The sequence below is a fragment of the Streptacidiphilus jeojiense genome (genome assembly GCF_000719095.1).
In the GTDB taxonomy this organism is placed as follows: domain Bacteria; phylum Actinomycetota; class Actinomycetes; order Streptomycetales; family Streptomycetaceae; genus Streptacidiphilus; species Streptacidiphilus jeojiensis.
This window is the reverse complement of record NZ_JOEH01000001.1, coordinates 153,184-172,716: the sequence shown is the minus strand read 5'-3', so window position 1 is coordinate 172,716 and position 19,533 is coordinate 153,184. Positions and strand designations below refer to the sequence as shown.

General features: G+C 71.3%; 12 protein-coding genes and 1 pseudogene. 9 read left to right on the top strand and 4 right to left on the bottom strand.

The window, feature by feature from the left end; all coding sequences use genetic code 11:
* Window positions 1-195: 195 nt before the first annotated feature.
* Entirely contained in the window at window positions 196-330 is a 135-nt protein-coding gene (locus tag IF29_RS45755) for an SPW_0924 family protein (RefSeq protein WP_157623503.1), read from the top strand.
* A 16-nt stretch (window positions 331-346) separates the two neighbouring features.
* Window positions 347-1,285 (top strand): annotated as a pseudogene (gene pgfA, locus IF29_RS44600) (cell envelope lipid trafficking protein PgfA); the annotation flags it as partial.
* 30 nt (window positions 1,286-1,315) lie between these two features.
* Here pgfA and IF29_RS0100750 read toward each other — a convergent pair.
* The gene (locus IF29_RS0100750) at window positions 1,316-2,179 is read right to left on the bottom strand and encodes a class I SAM-dependent methyltransferase (RefSeq protein WP_030248232.1); all 864 of its coding nucleotides are present in this window, start codon (window positions 2,177-2,179) and stop codon (window positions 1,316-1,318) included.
* Window positions 2,180-2,546: 367 nt separating this feature from the next.
* Between IF29_RS0100750 and rpsA the strand changes: the two genes are divergently transcribed.
* The 5 genes from rpsA (at window position 2,547) to IF29_RS0100725 (ending at window position 10,505) form a co-directional block, all read left to right on the top strand.
* On the top strand, window positions 2,547-4,058 hold the full coding sequence (rpsA, locus tag IF29_RS0100745) for a 30S ribosomal protein S1 (protein ID WP_030248229.1): 1,512 nt from the start codon (window positions 2,547-2,549) through the stop codon (window positions 4,056-4,058).
* A 271-nt stretch (window positions 4,059-4,329) separates the two neighbouring features.
* Window positions 4,330-5,871, top strand: a complete 1,542-nt coding sequence (locus tag IF29_RS0100740; RefSeq protein ID WP_084713376.1) for a flavin monoamine oxidase family protein — start codon at window positions 4,330-4,332, stop codon at window positions 5,869-5,871.
* A gap of 231 nt (window positions 5,872-6,102) precedes the next feature.
* Window positions 6,103-8,325, top strand: a complete 2,223-nt coding sequence (locus IF29_RS0100735; protein WP_051724734.1) for an MMPL family transporter — start codon at window positions 6,103-6,105, stop codon at window positions 8,323-8,325.
* A 9-nt stretch (window positions 8,326-8,334) separates the two neighbouring features.
* Entirely contained in the window at window positions 8,335-8,937 is a 603-nt protein-coding gene (coaE, locus tag IF29_RS0100730) for a dephospho-CoA kinase (protein ID WP_030248223.1), read from the top strand.
* Window positions 8,938-9,158: 221 nt separating this feature from the next.
* On the top strand, window positions 9,159-10,505 hold the full coding sequence (locus tag IF29_RS0100725) for a nucleobase:cation symporter-2 family protein (protein WP_380523117.1): 1,347 nt from the start codon (window positions 9,159-9,161) through the stop codon (window positions 10,503-10,505).
* A gap of 120 nt (window positions 10,506-10,625) precedes the next feature.
* Here IF29_RS0100725 and treZ read toward each other — a convergent pair whose 3' ends face one another.
* The 3 genes from treZ to glgX all read right to left on the bottom strand — a co-directional run bounded on the left by treZ (window position 10,626) and on the right by glgX (window position 17,085).
* Window positions 10,626-12,392, bottom strand: coding sequence for a malto-oligosyltrehalose trehalohydrolase (gene treZ / locus IF29_RS0100720; protein WP_084713313.1), 1,767 nt, complete (start codon window positions 12,390-12,392; stop codon window positions 10,626-10,628).
* 3 nt (window positions 12,393-12,395) lie between these two features.
* Window positions 12,396-14,828, bottom strand: a complete 2,433-nt coding sequence (gene treY, locus IF29_RS0100715) for a malto-oligosyltrehalose synthase (RefSeq protein ID WP_051724732.1) — start codon at window positions 14,826-14,828, stop codon at window positions 12,396-12,398.
* Between the two features lie 70 nt (window positions 14,829-14,898).
* Window positions 14,899-17,085 (bottom strand): glycogen debranching protein GlgX, encoded by a 2,187-nt coding sequence (gene glgX, locus IF29_RS0100710; protein WP_030248214.1) that lies wholly within the window; start codon window positions 17,083-17,085, stop codon window positions 14,899-14,901.
* 387 nt (window positions 17,086-17,472) lie between these two features.
* Between glgX and IF29_RS0100705 the strand changes: the two genes are divergently transcribed.
* Both IF29_RS0100705 and IF29_RS0100700 read left to right on the top strand, forming a co-directional pair.
* On the top strand, window positions 17,473-18,708 hold the full coding sequence (locus IF29_RS0100705) for an SAV2148 family HEPN domain-containing protein (protein ID WP_157623499.1): 1,236 nt from the start codon (window positions 17,473-17,475) through the stop codon (window positions 18,706-18,708).
* A gap of 67 nt (window positions 18,709-18,775) precedes the next feature.
* On the top strand, window positions 18,776-19,489 hold the full coding sequence (locus tag IF29_RS0100700; protein WP_030248212.1) for an exonuclease domain-containing protein: 714 nt from the start codon (window positions 18,776-18,778) through the stop codon (window positions 19,487-19,489).
* Window positions 19,490-19,533 lie beyond the last annotated feature (44 nt).

Genomic DNA, 19,533 nt, shown 5'->3' with positions numbered 1-19,533 from the left:
GGGCTTGTCGCGCAGTTCCCCGCGCCCCTAGGGGGCTGCAACTGACCCACAGTGGGCATGTTGCACCTACCTAGGGGCGCGGGGAACTGCGCGACCAGCCAGGCAAGCGCCGCACCCGATCGCCTCGGTAGAACCTGTTCTCATTTCGCGGCCCCCGCGTTACCGTGCGGGGCGGCGAGACGAGGGAGGTGGCCGATGCGTGCACTGCTGGCTGCGGCGATCGGGGTGGCGGTCGCCCTGGGTGTGGCCCTGGTGATGGTGCCGTTGGCGCACCAGGGCGGTCCGACCTCGCCCAAGCCCCTGCTGACCAGCGCTCCGGCGCATCCGTAGGGGGGCGGGCCCGCCGATGCGACGTCGCCTGAGCCTGGTCCTGGTCGCCCTCGCCGCCTTCCTGGCGGTGCTGGGTCCGATGGTGCGCTGGTACGACTATCCACGCGTGGTCGAGGTGCCCGCCAACCAGTACCAGACCGTGGTGCTGCAGGCGAAGGACGCCACCCTGATCGACTACAGCACCCTCACCGGCGTCCCGCACCAGACCGTCACCATCGTGCAGACGCTCAAGGGCGACGCCGCCGCGGCCGCCGCCGAGAAGAAGCGCACCGGCCGCGACGTCGTGGTCTGGGACGGCCTCTCCTACGTGCTGGGCACCGACGGCAAGATGATCTCCAGCATCCCCGAGGTCTACGTCTTCGACGCGCACACCCAGGAGCCGGTGCACTGCTGCGGGGAGAGCGTCGACGGGGACCCGGTGACCCGTACCGGCATCGAGTACAAGTTCCCCTTCGACACCCAGCCCAGGGACTACCAGTACTACGACCCGCAGACCCGCACCTCCGCGCCCATCCTCTACCAGGGCACCCGGGAGTACCGGGGGATGAAGGTCTACTACTTCACCCAGACCATCCCCTGGACCCGGGTCGTCTTCCCGAAGACCATGCCGGCCGGGATCACCGGCCTGACCCCGGCGAGCATCACCGCCCTCGGCTACCAGCGCTGGTACACCACCACCCGCGAGTTCTGGGTGGACCCGGTGACCGGCGCTCCGGTCAACGGCGAGGAGCAGCACCACGAGGAACTGCGCTTCGCCAAGGGCAGCGGCAAGGCGCCGGTCACCGTCTTCGAGGGCGACGTCAAGATCCGCCCCGACTACCTGGACGCGACGTTCCGGCAGATCAGCTCCCAGCGGCAGCTGGTGCTGGGCATGACCACCTACCTCCCCTGGGGTGCGCCGGTCCTGGGCGCGGTGCTGCTGGGGCTCGCCTTCCTGTTCGAGGCGCGCGGGCGCAGCAGGGGTGACCGGAAGGGGAAGCGCGGGTCAGTCGGCGACGGTGACGAAGACGGCGGTGCCCGGCAGGTACCGCCCCCGCAGCGGGCTCCAGCCGCCCCACTCCTGGGTCAGGCCGTCGGGCCACTCGGGCTCGACCAGGTCGACCAGTCGGAAGCCCGCTGAGGTCAGCTCGCGGACCCGGTCGCCCATGGTGCGGTGGTGCTCCACGTAGACGGCGCGGCCCCGCTCGTCCTGCTCCACGTAGGGGGTGCGGTCGAAGTAGGAGGAGAGCGCGGTCAGCCCCTCGGGGCCGGGTTCGTCCGGGAAGGCCCAGCGGATCGGGTGGGTGACCGAGAAGACCCAGCGCCCTCCGGGCCGCAGCACCCTGCGCACCTCGCGCATCAGCAGCGCGGTGTCCGCGGCGAACGGCACCGCCCCGTAGGCGGAACAGGCCAGGTCGAAGCTGGCGTCGGCGAACGGCAGTACGGTGGCGTCGGCCTGGACCAGCGGGACCGGGCGGAGGCCGAGGTCCTCGTCGATCCGTCGCGAGTGCTGGAGCTGACGGTACGACAGGTCCAGGGCGACCGGCCGGGCCCCCTGGGCGGCCAGCCAGCGCGAGCACTGGGCGGCGCCGGCGCCGATCTCCAGGACGGTGCGGCCGCGCAGCGCGGCCGGATCGCCGAGCAGCCGGGCCTCGGCCTCGTCCAGGCCCTCGGGGCACCAGGTGAATCTGGCGTCGCCGAGGAAGCCGCCGTGCTCGTCCTGGTACTCGTCGGCGTTGCGGTCCCACCAGTGCCGGTTGGCCCGGCTGCTCTCGGTGGTCCCGGCCTCGCGGCGGACCGCTTCGCCGTCGTCGTCCCAGGCGGCTGAGGAGCGGTCCGGGGCTGCGTCGCTGTCATGGTGCGTGGTCATCTCACAGGTAGCGTAACCTTGCTCCTGTAGCGTCCGGGAGGCGCCGGAAGGGTCGTCGCGAGAGTGCTGATTTGACCGGTTTGTCCGGTCTGTGTGGGGCTCTCCCGCACTGCGGCATCCCGCATTGACCGTGCATGGCTGTCCCCGTATGCTACAAGTTGCGCTGCGGGCCTGCGCGCCTCGGACGGAGCAGGTCGCGCTCGCATCTGTTGAAGACCCCACAGTCACAGCCCGGGGTATCGGCTTCCAGTAGATCTGGATGTGGCGATACACCGGCTCAACCCTGTCTGGTCCTTGGTGGAGCGATAACGGGTCCCCGGCGCAGTAGTACCTACGACTTCATGTCCGTACCGGAGCCCTTTTCCTAATGACGACCAGCAGCACCGAGGCCCGTACCACCCCGCAGGTGGCGGTCAACGACATCGGCGACGCAGAAGCCTTCCTCGCGGCGATCGACGAGACCATCAAGTACTTCAACGATGGCGACATCGTCGAGGGCATCATCGTGAAGGTCGACCGTGACGAGGTCCTCCTCGACATCGGTTACAAGACCGAGGGCGTCATCCCCTCTCGCGAGCTGTCCATCAAGCACGACGTCGATCCCCATGACGTCGTCAAGGTCGGCGACAACATCGAGGCCCTGGTTCTCCAGAAGGAGGACAAGGAGGGTCGTCTCATCCTGTCCAAGAAGCGCGCTCAGTACGAGCGTGCCTGGGGCACGATCGAGAAGATCAAGGAAGAGGACGGCATCGTCACCGGTACCGTCATCGAGGTCGTCAAGGGTGGTCTCATCCTCGACATCGGCCTCCGTGGCTTCCTGCCGGCCTCGCTGGTCGAGATGCGTCGGGTCCGCGACCTCCAGCCCTACGTGGGCAAGGAGCTCGAGGCGAAGATCATCGAGCTGGACAAGAACCGCAACAACGTGGTCCTGTCCCGCCGTGCCTGGCTGGAGCAGACCCAGAGCGAGGTCCGTCAGACCTTCCTCACCACCCTGCAGAAGGGTCAGGTGCGCTCCGGCGTCGTCTCCTCCATCGTCAACTTCGGTGCCTTCGTGGACCTGGGCGGCGTCGACGGCCTGGTGCACGTCTCCGAGCTGTCCTGGAAGCACATCGACCACCCGTCCGAGGTCGTCGAGGTCGGCCAGGAGGTCACCGTCGAGGTGCTCGACGTGGACATGGACCGCGAGCGCGTCTCCTTGTCGCTGAAGGCGACCCAGGAGGACCCGTGGCAGCAGTTCGCGCGGACCCACCAGATCGGCCAGGTCGTCCCGGGCAAGGTCACCAAGCTGGTTCCGTTCGGTGCGTTCGTCCGCGTGGACGAGGGGATCGAGGGCCTGGTCCACATCTCCGAGCTGGCCGAGCGCCACGTGGAGATCCCGGAGCAGGTCGTCCAGGTCGGCGACGAGATCTTCGTCAAGGTCATCGACATCGACCTCGAGCGTCGCCGCATCAGCCTCTCGCTGAAGCAGGCCAACGAGTCCCTCGGTGCCGACCCGGCCTCGGTCGAGTTCGACCCGACCCTGTACGGCATGGCTGCCTCGTACGACGACGCCGGCAACTACATCTACCCGGAGGGCTTCGACCCCGAGGCGAACGACTGGCTGCCCGGCTTCGAGAAGCAGCGTGAGGAGTGGGAGCGCCAGTACGCCGAGGCGCAGACCCGCTTCGAGCAGCACCAGGCCCAGGTCATCAAGAGCCGCGAGGCCGACGCCGAGGCCGCTGCCGCTGGTGAGGGCGCTGCCCCCGAGGCCGCTGCCGCCGGTGCCGGTGCGGTCTCCGGTGGCTCGTACTCCTCGAGCAGCGACGAGACCTCGGGCGCCCTGGCGACTGACGAGGCCCTCGCCGCCCTGCGTGAGAAGCTCGCGGGCGGCCAGAGCTGAGGCTCTGACCTGCTGCGGTAAGCAGTGAGCAGTACCTGAACAGTGGCCCCACCCGGTTCGTCCGGGTGGGGCCACTGTCGCGTTCATGGCCGCGTTACCCCATCGGTATGCAGTTGCAATATACAAACATCAACATCCTTGGAGCGCAGGCGAACTGATCTTCGCAGAGGCGAGTCCGAAGGGATGATGGATGACGCAGCAGTTGGAGGCAGGCGGGTTCAGCCGCAGGGGGTTCCTGCGGGCGGTGGGGGTCAGCGGCGGGGCCGGGACGATGTTCGCGGCCATGGGCGCTCTGGGCCTGGCGCCCACCGCGACGGCGGCGACGCCGGCGTTCTCGGCGCCGAGCGCCTCGGACTTCCACCTCACCGGCCGCAAGGCGGCCAAGGTCGTGATCCTCGGCGGCGGTGTGGCCGGCCTGGTGTCGGCGTACGAACTGGGTAAGGCGGGGTACGACTGCACGATCCTCGAACCGCGCAGCCGCACCGGCGGCCGGAACTTCACCGCACGCGCCGGAACCGAGCAGACCGACCTGTTCGGCAACAGCCAGACCGCGCGGTTCTCCGAGGGCCAGTACATGAACTGCGGCCCGGCGCGGCTGGCCCAGTGGATGGTGACGCTGGACTACTGCCGTGAACTCGGGGTGCCCATCGAGGTGTTCACCAACACCAACGCCGACGCCTACATCTACAACGAGAGCTCCGGGATGACGCCCGGGAACCCGGTGCGCTACCGCACGGCCAAGGCCGACACCTACGGCTACGTCAGCGAACTGCTGGCCAAGGCCACCGACAAGGGCGCACTGGACCAGCAGCTGACCGCGGCCGACCAGGAGCGGCTGCTGGCCTTCCTGGAGGACTGGGGCTCCATCGGCGCCAAGGCGGACGGCTTCGGCTACACCGGCAGCAGCAACCGCGGCTTCAGCACCTACCCCGGCGCGGCCGGGACGCCGGGCACCGAACTGGCGCCGGTGCCGGACGTCTCCTCGGTCTTCGCCTCCGGGGTGGGCCGCTACTTCTCCTTCGAGTTCGAGTTCGACCAGGCGATGCTGATGTTCCAGCCGGTCGGCGGGATGGACCAGATACCGAGGGCGCTGACCCGCGCCGTCGGCGCGCAGAAGGTCAAGCTCGGCTGTCAGGCCACCGGCATCACCGAGACCGGCAGCGGGGTCGAGGTCTCCTACACCGACGCGGCCGGGCGCAGCCGGGCGGTCACCGCGGACTACTGCATCGCGGCGATGCCCCCGCACCTGCTGGCCAAGCTGCCGCACAACCTGGGCAGCGCGGTCCAGGCCGGGCTGGCCTCGATCACCCCGGCCTCGGCCAGCAAGATCGGCCTGGAGTACCGCAGCCGCTGGTGGGAGACGGACCACCGGATCTACGGCGGCATCACCGAGACCGACCTGGACCTCACCCACATCTGGCACCCGTCCTACGGCTTCCACGGCGAACGCGGCGTCATGATCGGCTACTACAACTACGACACCGACGCCGACCGGTACGGCAGGATGACGCCGGCCCAGCGCGAGGCCCGGGCGGTGTCGCTGGGGGAGCGGATCTACGGCTCCAAGTACCGCACCGAACTGGCCTCCTCCTTCTCGCAGTCCTGGCGCTTCATCCCGCACCTCGAGGGCGCCTGGCACAACCTGCCCGACAACAGCCCCGACGCGGCGGTGCTCAAGCCGCTGGTGGAGCCGGCCGGGCGGGTGCTGTTCGCCGGGGACTGGCTCTCCTACATGGACGCCTGGCAGCACGGGGCGATCCTGTCCGCGCGCAAGGCGGTGACCGCGCTGCACAGCCGGGCGCTCAAGAGCTGAGCATGAGCGCGCACTGAGGATCGAGCTGCGCGGGGACTCCGTCCGGGCGGTCGGGCGAAGTCCCCGCGCAGCTCACGGCAGGTGGGGGTGGCGGGGGCAGATGAAGGGGATCAAAAGGGATATCAGGGTGTTCTCACCGTGATTCTGGCCATAGTCTGAGTTACTTCCTATTCAGCTGGATATGGGCGAAAGTTCCAGGAAACCCTCTTCCTGACGCAAGGCGCCCTCTCCATGCACGCACCCTTTTCCCGTGTCGGCGGACCCTTCGCCGCCGTGGGGCGCTTCAGTCATCGGCGCCGGCGCTGGGTGCTGCTCGCCTGGGCGCTGCTGATCGCGGTCGGTCTGCTGTTCGGCACCAAGGTCTTCGACACCGCCGCGCCGACCGCTGCCGCCGCCGGGTCCGAGTCCGCGACCGGGAGCGCGCTGCTGGCCTCGGCCAGCTCGTCGGACCTCAGCATCACCGCCCTGGTGGACGGGAAGTCGGTGGACGACTCCGCGGTACGGGCGGCGGTGACCGCAGCGGCCGTCGACCTCTCGCACATCGCCGGGGTCACCGGGGTCACCGACGCCTACAACGGCGGCGGTACGGCGCTGAGGTCGAGCGACGGCACCGCGAGCCTGGTCGAGGTCCAGCTCGACACCGCCGGCAAGAGCACGGTGGCCGCGGTCTCCCAGCGCCTGGAGGCGATCGGGTCCGCCTCGGGGACCACGGTCGACCTCGGCGGCACCCAGGTCCTCAACGCGCAGGTGCAGCAGCAGACCCAGAAGGACACCGAACTGGGCGAGCTGGTGACCCTGCCGCTGACCCTGCTGGTGATGGTGCTGATCTTCGGCGGCTTCCTGGCCGCGGGGCTGCCGCTGATCGGGGCGGTCGGTTCGATAGCCGGGGCGTTCCTCGCCCTGCTGGGCTTCAGCCGGATCATGCCGATGGACACCAGCGTGCTGCCCATCGCCACGGTGCTGGGGCTCGGACTGTCGATCGACTACGCGCTGCTCATGGTCAACCGCTTCCGCGAGGAGCGCGGCCACGGCGCGGACGTGGCGGCCGCGGTGGAGCGCAGCTGTGCGACCGCCGGACGCACCATCACCTTCTCGGCGGTGACCGTGGCCGCCGCCCTGTCCGGGCTGTTCGTCTTCGTCAGCCCGATCTTCCGCGCCGTCGCGGCGGCCGGGGTCAGCGTCGTGGTGATCACGGTCCTGTCCGGGCTGACCCTGGTCCCGGCCCTGCTGGGGTTCGTCGGCGGGCGGATCAAACCGCTGCCGGCCGGCCGGAACTCCGACGACGGGGTCTTCGCCCGGACTGTGCGCCGGGTGCAGCGCCGTCCGCTGCCGGTGGCGATCGGGGTCACCGTGCTGCTGCTGGCGCTGGCGGCGCCGTTCGCGACCGCGCATGCGCAGAGCGCCGGGGCGGACGTGCTGCCGAAGTCCTTCAGCAGCCGGGTGGTCGCGGACGCGCTGGAGAGCCGGTTCCCGGCGCAGCAGCAGGCGGCGGTCACCGTCGCGGTCCAGGGCTCGACGGCGCAGGCCGAGAGCTATGCGGCCGAGGTACGCGCGCTGCCGGGCGTCACCGGTGCGACGGTGGCGTCCGTCGGCGACGGGCTGGTGAGCGTCGCGGTGAGCGTGGACGGCGGCACCCAGGGCAGCACGGCGCAGCGGGTGGTCGGCGAGCTGCGGGCCGACCGCGGCGGGCTGACCACCTGGGTGACCGGCGACGCGGCGACGGTGGTCGACTTCAAGCACGAGGTGTCGACCCGTGGGCCGTGGGCGCTGGGACTGGTGGTGGGCGCGACCTTCCTGCTGCTGTTCCTGATGACCGGCTCGCTGCTGGTGCCGCTGAAGGCGCTGCTGACCAACCTGCTGTCGTTGGGGGCCTCGCTCGGGGCGATGACCCTGGTCTTCCAGGACGGCTGGTTCAGCGGGCTGCTGGGGTTCACCCCGACCGGCGGGTTGGAGGCGTGGATCCCGGTCCTGGTGTTCGCGTTCGCCTTCGGCCTGTCCATGGACTACGAGGTGTTCCTGCTGGCGCGGATCAAGGAACTGCACGAGGAGGGCCATCGCTGCCGCAAGGCGGTGGAGCTCGGGGTGCAGCGCAGCGGACGGATCATCACCTCGGCCGCGCTGCTGATGGTGGTGGTCTTCGCCGGGTTCTCCACCGGGAGCATGCTGGACATCAAGGAGATCGGCCTGGCGCTGGCGGTCGCGGTGCTGGTGGACGCCACGCTGGTGCGGATGCTGCTGGTGCCGGCCACGATGACGCTGCTGGGCCGGGCGAACTGGTGGGCGCCGGGCTGGCTGCAGCGGTTCCACGCCAGGATCGGGCTGCGCGAGGGACAGACCCTGCCGCCGCTGCGGGCCGGCTGGGGGACGCTGGGCAAGGCACTGCTGCCGCCGCAGCGACCGCCGCAGCGGGTGCCGCAGCGGGTGTCCGAGCCGATGCGGGGCGGCTCGGTCTAAGCTGCCCGCATGCTGAAGGTGGGACTGACGGGCGGGATCGGTGCGGGCAAGAGCGAGGTGTCGCGGCTGCTGGCCTCCTACGGGGCGGTGCTGGTCGACGCCGATCTGATCGCCCGTGAGGTGGTGGCGCCGGGGACGCCCGGGCTGGCGCGTGTCGTCGCCGAGTTCGGGCCGGAGGTGCTGCTGCCGGACGGCGCGCTGGACCGGCCGAAGCTGGGGTCGATCGTGTTCGCGGACCCGGCGCGGCTGGCGGCGCTGAACGCCATCGTGCATCCGCTGGTGCGGGACCGCTCCGCCGAGCTGGAGCGGCGGGCCGGGCCCGGCGACGTGCTGGTGAACGACGTTCCGCTGCTCGCGGAGAACGGGCTGGCGAAGGTGTTCGACCTGGTGGTGGTGGTCGACGTGGCGGAGGGGACCCGGCTGGACCGGTTGGTGCGGCTGCGCGGGATGCCCGAGAAGGAGGCGCGGGCCAGGATGGCGGCGCAGTCCTCGCGCGAGGACCGGCTGGCGATCGCCGACCTGGTGATCGACAACGACGGCCCGCTGGAGGCGCTGGAGCCGCAGGTCCGTGAGGTGTGGGCGGAGCTGCGGCGTCGGGCGCAGCGGTCGTAGGAAGGTCCAAAAGGGTAAACAATCTGTTGACGCTGCATGTGGATGGTTCTACGTTTCGTTGAAACGCCGTCACGGATCGCCGTTCGGACGACCGTTCGACCCATCCTGCCCGCAGGCCGTCCCCTGCCTCAGGTCCTCCCTTTCTGTGGACTCACCTACCTGGAGGCATCAACGTGGATACCTCGCGCCCGGACGCGGCACCTGCACCAGCCGTCCATCCCGTGGACGAACTCCTGCCCGCACCCAAGCTGATTGCCTATGCGCTGCAGCACATCGCCGCGATGTACGCCGGGGTGGTCGCGCCGCCGCTGATCGTGGGCGCCGCGGTGGGGCTGTCGGCCACCGAGCTGACCGTGCTCATCGGCGCCGCGCTGCTCACCTCGGGGCTGGCCACCCTGCTGCAGACGCTGGGGGTGTGGAAGGTCGGCTCGCGGATGCCGTTCGTCAACGGCATCAGCTTCGCCGGGGTCGCCCCGATGCTGGCGATCGCCAGGACGACCGACCACGGGCATGCGCTGCCGGTGATCTACGGCTCGATCCTGGTCGGGGGCGCGGCGATCTTCGTGGCCGCGCCGTTCTTCGGCAAGCTGGGGCGGTTCTTCCCGCCGGTGGTGAGCGGGACGGTGATCTGTCTGATCGGTCTGTCGCTCTTTCCGGTCGCCTTCGGCTGGGTGACCGGCAGCGACCCGGCGGCCAAGGACTACGCCTCGGTGTCGCGGGTGCTGCTGGGCGGCACCACGCTGGTGGTGGTGCTGGTGCTGAACCGGTTCCTGACCGGGTTCCTGCGCAGCATCGCGGTCCTGCTGGGGCTGGTCGTCGGCACGCTGCTGGCGATCCCGTTCGGGCTCTTCGACGCCTCGGCGCTGAGCGGCACGCCGGTGTTCGCGGTGCCCTCGCCGTTCCACTTCGGGGCGCCGGAGTTCCAGGCCGGCGCGATCGTCTCGATGCTGATCGTGATGGTGGTCTCGATGACCGAGAGCACGGCGGACATGCTGGCGCTGGGCGAGGTCGTCGAGATGCCGGTCACCGAGGACACCATCGCGGCCGGGCTCCGCGCGGACGGGGCGGCGACGTTCGTCGCTTCGGTGCTGAACGGGTTCGCGGTGTCGGCGTTCGCCCAGAACATCGGGCTGATCGCGCTCACCCGGGTGCGGAGCCGGTACGTGGTCGCGGTGGGCGGGGTCGTGCTGATCCTGCTGGGACTGTTCCCGGTCGCCGGGGCGATCGTCTCGATCGTGCCGCAGCCGGTGCTGGGGGGCGCGGGGTTCGCGCTGTTCGGGACGGTGGCGGCCAGCGGGATCAAGACGCTGGCGCGGGCCGGGCTGGGGGACAGCAACAATCTGCTGATCGTGGCGGTGGCGCTGGGGTTCGGGGTGCTGCCGATCGCGTCGCCGAACTTCTGGGTGCGGTTTCCGGAGGTGGTGCAGACGGTGATGGGGTCGGGGATCAGTGCAGGATGCCTGGCGGCTATTGCTCTGAATTTGTTCTTCAACCATCTGGGGCGGCGGGACGCTGAGGCGGCGGGGGAGGTTTCGGTCGCAGAGGCGGAGCCGACGTTGGTGCACTGACGGTTTGGTGGCGGGTGCGGGTTGTTGCATGGCTGGTCGCGCAGTTCCCCGCGCCCCTGACGGGGCTGCAACTGATCCACAGCGGTTCAGTTGCAGCACCCCAGGGGCGCGGCCAGCCCGCTACGGCCTGTGGTCGATCGCCCTGCCGATCCACGCCGAGTGCGGCGGCAGGGTGATTGACGGTCCATCAGGGATGCTGGAAGGGAAGGCGGCCAAGGTTTCCACCGACGGGGTGTCCAGCGGGACGGTACGGGGTTCGTGGGAGAGGTTCACCGCTGTGCGGTAGTGGCCGCGGTGGAGGACCAGCCAGCGGTCGGTCTCGTCGAAGGTGACCTGGACCGTCGAGAGGTCGGGGTCGGTGAACTCCGGGTGGCGGCGGCGCAGGGCCAGCAGGGTGCGGTACCAGGCCAGTAGTTCGGCGTGGGGCTTGCGGTGCGGTTCGGTCCAGTCGAGCTTGGAGCCGAGGAAGGTCGCCGCGGCCTGCGGGTCGGGGACCTCCTCGGGGCGCCACCCGTGCCCGGCGAACTCGCGGCGGCGGCCGTTGCGTACCGCCTCGGCCAGGTCCGGGTCCTGATGGTCGGTGAAGAACTGCCAGGGGGTGCGCGCACCCCACTCCTCGCCCATGAAGAGCATCGGGGTGAAGGGGGAGGTGAGCACCAGGGCCGCGCCCGCCGCCAGCAGGCCGGGGTCCAACTCGGCGGAGAGGCGGTCGCCCAGGGCGCGGTTGCCGATCTGGTCGTGGGTCTGCAGGTAACCCAGCAGCCGGTGCGCCGGGATGCGGTGCACCGGCAGCGGCCGGCCGTGGCTGCGCTCCCGGAACGAGGACCAGGTGCCGTCGTGGAACCAGCCCCGGGTCAGGGTCTTGGCGAGACCGGCGATCGGTCGGGCGGCGAAGTCGGCGTAGTAGCCCCGGGCCTCGCCGGTGAGGGCGGCGTGCAGGCTGTGGTGGAAGTCGTCGCTCCACTGGGCGGCCAGGCCCAGGCCGCCGGCCTCGCGGGCGGTGATCAGGCGCGGATCGTTGAGGTCCGACTCGCCGATCAGGAACAGCGGCCGTCCGGTCGCGGCGGCCAGCGCGTCCACCGCGGTGGACAGTTGCTCCAGGAAGTGCACGGCCCGGCTGTCGACCAGGGCGTGCACGGCATCCAGGCGCAGCCCGTCGATGCGGTAGTCGCGCAGCCAGGCCAGGGCGCTGTCGACGAGGTAGCGGCGGACCTCGTCCGAGCCGGGCGCGTCCAGGTTCACCGCCGAGCCCCAGGGCGTGTGGTGACGGTCCGTGAAGTACGGGCCGAAGCGCGGGAGGTAGTTCCCGGACGGTCCGAGGTGGTTGTGGACCACGTCCAGGACGACGCCCAGGCCGCGGCGGTGGGCGGCGTCGACGAAGCGCTTCAGGCCCTCCGGGCCGCCGTAGGGCTCGTGCACGGCCCACAGGGAGACGCCGTCGTAGCCCCAGCCGTGGTTCCCCGGGAAGGGGCACACCGGCATCAACTCGACCAGGTCGACGCCGAGTTCGACCAGGTGGTCCAGGCGGGCCGCGGCCGCGTCGAAGGTGCCCTCCGGGGTGAAGGTGCCGATGTGCAGTTCGTAGATGGTGCTGCCGGGCAGCGCGCGGCCCTGCCAGGGGGTGGCCGACCAGGAGAAGGCGGAGTGGTCGGTGAGCTGGGAGGGGCCGTCCGGGCCGTCCGGTTGGCGGGGCGAGCGCGGGTCGGGGAGCAGGGTGGCGTCGCCGTCCAGCCGGAAGCCGTAGCGGGAGCGGGACGGGTCGGCCGGGGCGGTGGCCTCCCACCAGCCGGGGCGGGCCCGGTTCCGGGCCATGGCGGTGGTGCTGCCGTCGACCTCTACCTCGACGCGGTGGGCTGTGGGGGCCCAGAGCTCAAAGCGGTGCGGCATGGGTCAGGGCTCCTGGGGGGTGCGGACCAGCAGGGCGACGGGCAGGTGTGCCAGCAGGGAGGCGAGGGGGACCTCGCCGGTGCGGGTGGGGCCTTCGGTCAGGGCGTCGGTCCATTCTCCCGGTGGGAGGGGGAGGGTGGCGCCGTTCCAGCCGGTCTGTTCCAGGCGGGAGGGCAGGCGGGTCGCCAGGGCCAGGACGTTGTCGCCGCGGAGGTAGGCGATGGCGTTGTCGTGGGTGGGGACGGGGGTGTAGGAGCTGGTGAAGGACTCGGGGTGGGTGCGGCGGAGGCGTAGGGCCGTGGTGGTGACGTGGAGTTTTTCTGGTGCGGGGGGTGCTTGGTTGCTGTTCGCGCAGTTCCCCGCGCCCCTGGAGGAAAAAACGACCGGGTGGCGGTTGTCGGGGTCGACCAGGGTGTGCAGGGGGTGTTCGCTGCCCTGGTAGAGGTCGGGGACGCCGGGCATGGTGAGGTGCAGCAGTGTGGCGGAGAGGGTGTTGCTGCGTTCGTAGGGGGCCAGGCGGGCGGTGAAGGCGGCGATGCGGGCGGCGAGTTCCGGAGTGCCGGGGACGGCTCGGGCGAAGTCCTCGACGGCGCGCTCGTAGTCGGCGTCCTGGGTGGTCCAGCTGGTGCGCAGCTTGGCCTCGCGGACGGACTTGAGGGCGGTGGCGGCCAGCCGGTCGGCGTCGATCGGCCAGGCGGCCAGGGCGGTCTGCAGGATCAGGTAGGCGGCGTTGGCGTCGCCGTCGGGGGGCGGCAGCAGCTTGGTCCAGGCGGCCAGTTCGGTGCGCCACTCGTCGGGCAGCTCGGCCAGTACGGCCAGGCGGGCCCGGGCGTCGGCGCTGCGCTTGGTGTCATGGGTGGAGAGCACCGTCATGGCGGCCGGGCGGTCGCGCTGCATCCGGGCGCAGTAGGCGTGGAACTCGGTGGGCGTGAGGCCGGGGTTGCCGGGGTCGCCGCCGACCTCGTTGAGCGAGAGCAGCGGGTAGCGGCGGTAGAAGGCGGTGTCCTCGACACCCTTGGCGGCGACCACGGAGGCGGTCTGGGCCAGCCGGATCCGGAACTCGTCCTTGACCGGGCTGCGGCCGTAGCGGCCCAGGGCCAGGTCCCTGACCAGGTCGGCGGTGGCGGCGTGGTGGGCCGGCAGCAGGGTGCGGGCGGTGGCGGCGGCGCCGGTGAGCCGTTCGATGTCGGCGGGGGTGTCCGGCTCGCCGGGGACCGGGTAGGGCCGGTAGACCGGGTAGGCGGCCAGGGTCGCGGCTATCGCCTGGCGCAGCGCCCAGACCGGATGGTCCCGCAGTTCGGGGGCGTCGTCCGCGCATATCGCCGTGGCCAGCCGGGTGAGCCGGCTCACCTCGGCGGCCAGCGCGCCCTCCGGGGCCGTCATCTCGGTGCGGCCGCGCCGCGCGGCGGCGGTGGCGCTGTCGACCGGGGCGCCCAGGTGGTCGGCGTAGACGGCGGTGAGGGCCGCCGTGCCGGGGCCGTCGGTGAGCACGCCGTCGATGCGGCGCAGCGCGTCGTAGCCGGTGGTGCCGGCACAGGGCCAGTCGTGCGGGAGCTCCTCGTCACCGGTGAGGATCTTCTCGACCGCGACGTACGCCCCGCCGGTGGCCTCGGCCAGCCTGGCCAGGTAGCCGCGCGGGTCGGCCAGGCCGTCCGGGTGGTCGATGCGGAAGCCCTCGACGACGCCCTCGGCGTGCAGCCGCAGCAGCACCTCGTGGGTGGCCCGGAACACCTCGGGGTGCTCGACCCGGACGCCGACCAGGTCCGAGACGGTGAAGAAGCGCCGGTAGTTCAGCTGGGTGCGGGCCATCCGCCACCAGGCCAGCCGGTAGAACTGCTGGTCGAGCAGGTCGGCGAGCGGGAGCTGCTCGGTGCCCGGCCGCAGCGGGAAGGCGTGGTCGTAGTAGCGCAGCACCGGCTCGCCGTTCCAGCTGTCGGTCTTGAGGTGCGGCAGTTCGGCGCCGAGGCGGTCGGCGAGGACGGGCAGCAGGATCCGGCCGGCCCCGGCCGCCCAGTCGACGTCGAACCAGGACGCGGTCGGGGACTGCGGGCCCTCGCGGAGCAGCTGCCACCAGGCCGGATTGCGGTGGGCCGGGACCGGGGCGGCCATGTGGTTCGGCACGGCGTCCACGATCAGGCCCAGTCCGTGGGCGCGGGCGGTGACGGACAGGGCGCGCAGGCCCTGCTCGCCGCCGATCTCCTCGCGGACCCGGCTGTGGTCCACCACGTCGTAGCCGTGGGTGGAGCCCGTCACGGCCTCCAGGACCGGGGAGAGGTGCAGGTGGGACACGCCCAGCCGGGCCAGGTAGGGGACTGCCCGCCCGGCCTCGGCGAAGCCGAAGCCGGGCTGGAGCTGCAGTCGGTAGGTGGCCGTCGGGGGCGGCTGGGGACTCGGGAGGTCGCCCCCCGGGAGGTGGGGCACCTGTGCGGCGGTCATGCCCCACGCTTACCCCGTTCGGGGCCGTCGCACGACCCCGAAGGGCCCACCCGGGGGAAAAGCGGCTGGTTCAGGCCGGTCGTTGGAGCACCATCATTGACCGGTCCGCCAGGTGCAGGCCGTCCCCGGCGCGGACCTTCTGGCCGGTGCCGGGGGCGATCACCCAGGGCAGCGCGGTGTCGACGACGACCTGCCACTCCCGGCCGTGGTTGATCGGGACGGTGAAGTCGATGCCCTTGTCGCCGGCGTTGAAGAGCAGCAGGAAGGAGTCGTCGGTGATCTTGCCGCCGCGCCGGTCCGGCTCGGAGATGGCGTAGCCGTTGAGGAAGACGGTCAGCGACTTGGCGTAGGAGGCGGACCAGTCCTTGTCGGTCATCTCCTCGCCGCCGGGGGTGAACCAGGCGATGTCGGTGAGGTCGTCGTGGGTGCCGGAGACCGGGCGGCCGTGGAAGAAGCGGCGCCGGCGGAAGACCGGGTGGTCCCGGCGCAGCCAGACCATGTGCCGGGTGAACTCCAGCAGCTGGGCCGAGGTGTCCTCAAAGGACGGGGTCTCCTCGCCCGGCGGCTCCTCCTCGGGGGAGGTCGGCATCCGGCTGGGGCCGATGGCGGCCTCGGGCCACTGCACCCAGGAGATCTCGCTGTCCTGGCAGTAGGCGTTGTTGTTGCCGCCCTGGGTGCGTCCGAACTCGTCGCCGTGCGAGAGCATCGGCACGCCCTGGGAGAGCATCAGGGTGGCGATGAAGTTGCGCTGCTGACGGCCTCTCAGCGCGAGCACCCCGGCGTCGTCGGTCTCGCCCTCGGCGCCGCAGTTCCAGGAGCGGTTGAAACTCTCGCCGTCCCGGTTGTCCTCGTGGTTGGCCTCGTTGTGCTTGTTGTTGTAGGAGACCAGGTCGCGCAGGGTGAAGCCGTCGTGGCAGGTGACGAAGTTGATGGAGGCGATGGGGCGGCGGCCGTCGTCCTGGTAGAGGTCGGAGGAGCCGGTCAGCCGGGAGGCGAACTCGGCCAGCGCCGCGTTCTCCCCGCGCCACAGGTCCCGGACGGTGTCGCGGTACTGGCCGTTCCACTCGGTCCACAGCGGCGGGAAGTTGCCGACCTGGTAGCCACCCTCGCCGATGTCCCAGGGCTCGGCGATCAGCTTGGCCTGGGAGACGATCGGGTCCTGCTGGACCAGGTCGAAGAACGAGGACAGCCGGTCCACCTCGTGGAACTGCCGGGCCAGGGTCGCCGCGAGGTCGAAGCGGAAGCCGTCGACGTGCATCTCGGTGACCCAGTAGCGCAGCGAGTCCATGATCAGCTGGAGCACGTGCGGATGCCGCATCAGCAGGCTGTTGCCGGTGCCGGTGGTGTCCTCGTAATAGCGGCGGTCCTCGGCGAGCCGGTAGTAGGCGGCGTTGTCCAGGCCGCGGAAGGCCAGGGTCGGGCCCAGGTGGTTGCCCTCGGCGGTGTGGTTGTAGACCACGTCCAGGATGACCTCGATGCCGGCCGCGTGCAGGGCCTTCACCATGGACTTGAACTCCTGCACCTGCTGGCCGCGGTCCCCGAGCGAGGAGTAGGCGCCCTGCGGGGCGAAGAAGCCGATGGTGTTGTACCCCCAGTAGTTGGCCAGCCCCAGGTCCACCAGCCGGTGGTCGTGGACGAACTGGTGCACCGGCATCAGTTCGATGGCGGTGATGCCCAGCTTCACCAGGTGCTCCACCACGGCCGGATGCGCTATTCCGGCGTAGGTGCCCCTGATCTCCTCGGGGATGCCGGGGTGCAGGAAGGTCAGGCCCTTGACATGGGCCTCGTAGATGACGGTGCGGTGGTAGTCGGTGCGCGGCGGCCGGTCGTTGCCCCAGTCGAAGAAGGGGTTCACCACCACCGAGGCCATGGTGTGCGGGGCGGAGTCCAGGTCGTTGCGCTGCTCCGGCGAGCCGAAGTGGTAGCCGTAGACCGACTCGTCCCAGTCGACCCGGCCGCTCATCGCCTTGGCGTAGGGGTCCAGCAACAGCTTGGAGCCGTTGCAGCGGTCCCCGTTGCGCGGTTCGTAGGGTCCGTGCACCCGGAAGCCGTAGCGCTGCCCTGGCTGGACGCCGGGGAGGTAGGCGTGCCGGACGAAGGCGTCGGTCTCCCGCAGCTCGACCGAGGTCTCCGATCCGTCGTCCCCCAGCAGGCACAGCTCGACCCGCTCGGCGACCTCGGAGAACACGGCGAAGTTGGTCCCGGCGCCGTCGTAGGTGGCACCCAGGGGGTACGGATGTCCCGGCCAGACCTGCATCGTCGTCAACAACTCCCACTAGTGCCCGCGCCGACCCCGGCAGAGAAGATCGGCAACCGTCAGGTGCCCTATGCCCAGGGAAGGGCTCCGTCATGTCCACTCGCATCGTGTCGCAGCGCGTGCCCGCTCATGGCGGTTTCCCGGGTACTTCGCCCGAACGGGTGTCCCAGTGGCCCACGGTGACGGTGTGGCAGCAGTGTCGAAGTGGGCGCTGAATCCGGGTCGGCCACAGTACCCTTGATCGTCCGGAGTCACCCGGACGGGCTACTGCGGGCGCTCCGGCGCGGTACGTTGTCGGCGACGGTTCGGCGACTGCCCGGCAGCGCTGCGGTTGACGTCGTGTGCCCGCTGCGTTCAGCGGGGTCGAAAGGAACGGTGAGGTCCGGGATGGTCGTCCCCGACGGGGGTGCCGCAGGAGGCACGGCGCGGGGAGAGGCCCCGACCACGGTCGTCCGAGGCGGCCCGGGGCGGACCGTACCGCACCAGCCGGGGCCGATGGAGCCGTCGCTGGCCTGGCCCGCCGCCGCCTGGGACGAGGCCAGGCTGCGGGTCCGCAGGGCCGGCCGCGCCTACGTCTGGCTGAACCTGGTCGAGCAGCGGCTGCGCTCGGTGGTCGCCGAGGTGCTGCGCCCGGTCTACGAGCCGGTGCACGGCGAGGACTGGGTGATCGCCGCCGCCGGACCGGCCGGCGAGGAGTGGGTGCAGCGGGCCGGCGCGGTCCGCGAGGTCAGCCGGCGCAAGGGCTACCTGCTGGACCCGGACGACGACAACCTTGTGGTGTTTCTCACGCTGCCGCAGCTGCGCGAGCTGATGGTGCAGCACTGGCCGTGCTTCGAGCCGTTCCTGAGCGACCGTCGGGAGGTCGAGGTCGCGCTGGACGAGCTGGAGGTCGCCCGGCACGTGGTCTCCCGCAACCGGGCGCTGTCCGAGAACGTGCTGGCCCAGGCCGAGCGGGCGGCCGCCCGGCTGCTGCAGCTGCTGGACGGCCGGGTCGACGCCACCCGGCTGCGGGCCCCGGTGGACGTGGTCGAGGAACTGGTGGGCGACCGCTACGCCGACGTCATCGGGGTGCACCCGGACCGGGTCAGGCTGCAGCGCGACCTGCCGGTGGAGGACCTGCTGGCCGGGGCCCGCCGGCTGGACGCGGTGGGGATCTCGCTCAACCTGCTGTGCCAGAACTTCACCGGGCGGCGGCTGGTCGGCCTGGCCGACAGCGGCTGCCGGATCCGGCTGCTCTTCCTCAACCCGGCCAGCAGCGCGCTGCGCCGCCGCGAGCGGGAGCTCGGCATCGGGCGCGGCGAGCTGGGCAAGGCCGTGGAGACCAACATCATGCACGTCCGCCGGGTCCGGGCCCGGCTGCGGGACGCCGGCTCCTTCGAGATCCGGGTCTACGACGAGATGCCGCGCTTCTCCGCCTACCTGGTCGACGGGGACGGCCCGGACGGGCTCGGCGTGGTCCAGGCCTACCTGCGGCGCTCGCGCGGGATAGAGTCCCCGGCGCTGGTGCTGCGCGGCGGGACGCCGGGCCCGATCCTCTCCGGACGGCCCCCGGAACCCGGCCTGTTCCAGGTCTACCAGGAGGAGTTCGAGGGCGCCTGGAGCGACTCCCGCTCGGTGTCCTGACCCCCCGTCCTGTTGTCAGTGGTGCGCGGGATGATGGTGACGCACGCGGACGAGAGGACGACACGCCATGAGCTGGCTGCACGACACCCTGGTCGGATTCGACCTGGAGACCACCGGGACCGACCCCGCCGAGTCGCGGATCGTCACCGCCGCGCTGGTGGAGGCCGAGGGCGGCGAGGTGGTGCGCGAGCGGGACTGGCTCGCCGACCCCGGCGTCGCCATCCCGGACGAGGCCGCGGCGATCCACGGGATCGTCACCGACCGCGCCGTGGCCGAGGGCCGTCCGGCGGCCGAGGTCGCCGAGGAGGTCGCGGCCGCGCTCTGCGAGTACTGGCGGGCCGGGGTCCCGGTGGTGGTCTTCAACGCCTCGTTCGACCTCAGCCTGCTCTCCGCCGAGCTGCGCCGGTACGGACTGCCCTCGCTGGAGCAGCGGCTGGGCGGGCGGGCCCCGGGGCCGGTGCTGGACCCGCTGGCGGTGGACCGCGCGGTGGACCGCTACCGCAAGGGTTCGCGCACCCTGCAGAGCGCCTGCGCGGTGTACGGGGTGGAGCTGGCCGACGCGCACCGGGCCGGCAGCGACGCGCTGGCGGCGCTGCACGTGGCGCTGGCGCTGGGCCGGAAGTACCCGCAGGAGGTCGGCGGCCTGGACCCGGCGGAGCTGCACACCCGTCAGGTCGGCTGGTATGCGGCCTGGGCGACGGGGCTTCAGGAGTGGCTGCGGAAGAAGGACCCGCACGCGGTGGTGAACGTCGACTGGCCGACCCGCGCGGCGGTCAGCTGACCCTCTCCCCCCGTGTGGAGAGGGTCAGCCGACCGGGTAATCGG

What these genes read in the sequence shown, in the direction of transcription:
- IF29_RS45755 (WP_157623503.1), top strand. Translation starts at nt 196, where the DNA reads ATGCGTGCACTGCTGGCTGCGGCGATCGGGGTGGCGGTCGCCCTGGGT.
- IF29_RS0100750 (WP_030248232.1), bottom strand. Translation starts at nt 2,179, where the DNA reads ATGACCACGCACCATGACAGCGACGCAGCCCCGGACCGCTCCTCAGCC.
- rpsA (WP_030248229.1), top strand. Translation starts at nt 2,547, where the DNA reads ATGACGACCAGCAGCACCGAGGCCCGTACCACCCCGCAGGTGGCGGTC.
- IF29_RS0100740 (WP_084713376.1), top strand. Translation starts at nt 4,330, where the DNA reads ATGTTCGCGGCCATGGGCGCTCTGGGCCTGGCGCCCACCGCGACGGCG.
- IF29_RS0100735 (WP_051724734.1), top strand. Translation starts at nt 6,103, where the DNA reads ATGCACGCACCCTTTTCCCGTGTCGGCGGACCCTTCGCCGCCGTGGGG.
- coaE (WP_030248223.1), top strand. Translation starts at nt 8,335, where the DNA reads ATGCTGAAGGTGGGACTGACGGGCGGGATCGGTGCGGGCAAGAGCGAG.
- treZ (WP_084713313.1), bottom strand. Translation starts at nt 12,392, where the DNA reads ATGCCGCACCGCTTTGAGCTCTGGGCCCCCACAGCCCACCGCGTCGAG.
- treY (WP_051724732.1), bottom strand. Translation starts at nt 14,828, where the DNA reads ATGACCGCCGCACAGGTGCCCCACCTCCCGGGGGGCGACCTCCCGAGT.
- glgX (WP_030248214.1), bottom strand. Translation starts at nt 17,085, where the DNA reads ATGCAGGTCTGGCCGGGACATCCGTACCCCCTGGGTGCCACCTACGAC.
- IF29_RS0100705 (WP_157623499.1), top strand. Translation starts at nt 17,473, where the DNA reads ATGGTCGTCCCCGACGGGGGTGCCGCAGGAGGCACGGCGCGGGGAGAG.
- IF29_RS0100700 (WP_030248212.1), top strand. Translation starts at nt 18,776, where the DNA reads ATGAGCTGGCTGCACGACACCCTGGTCGGATTCGACCTGGAGACCACC.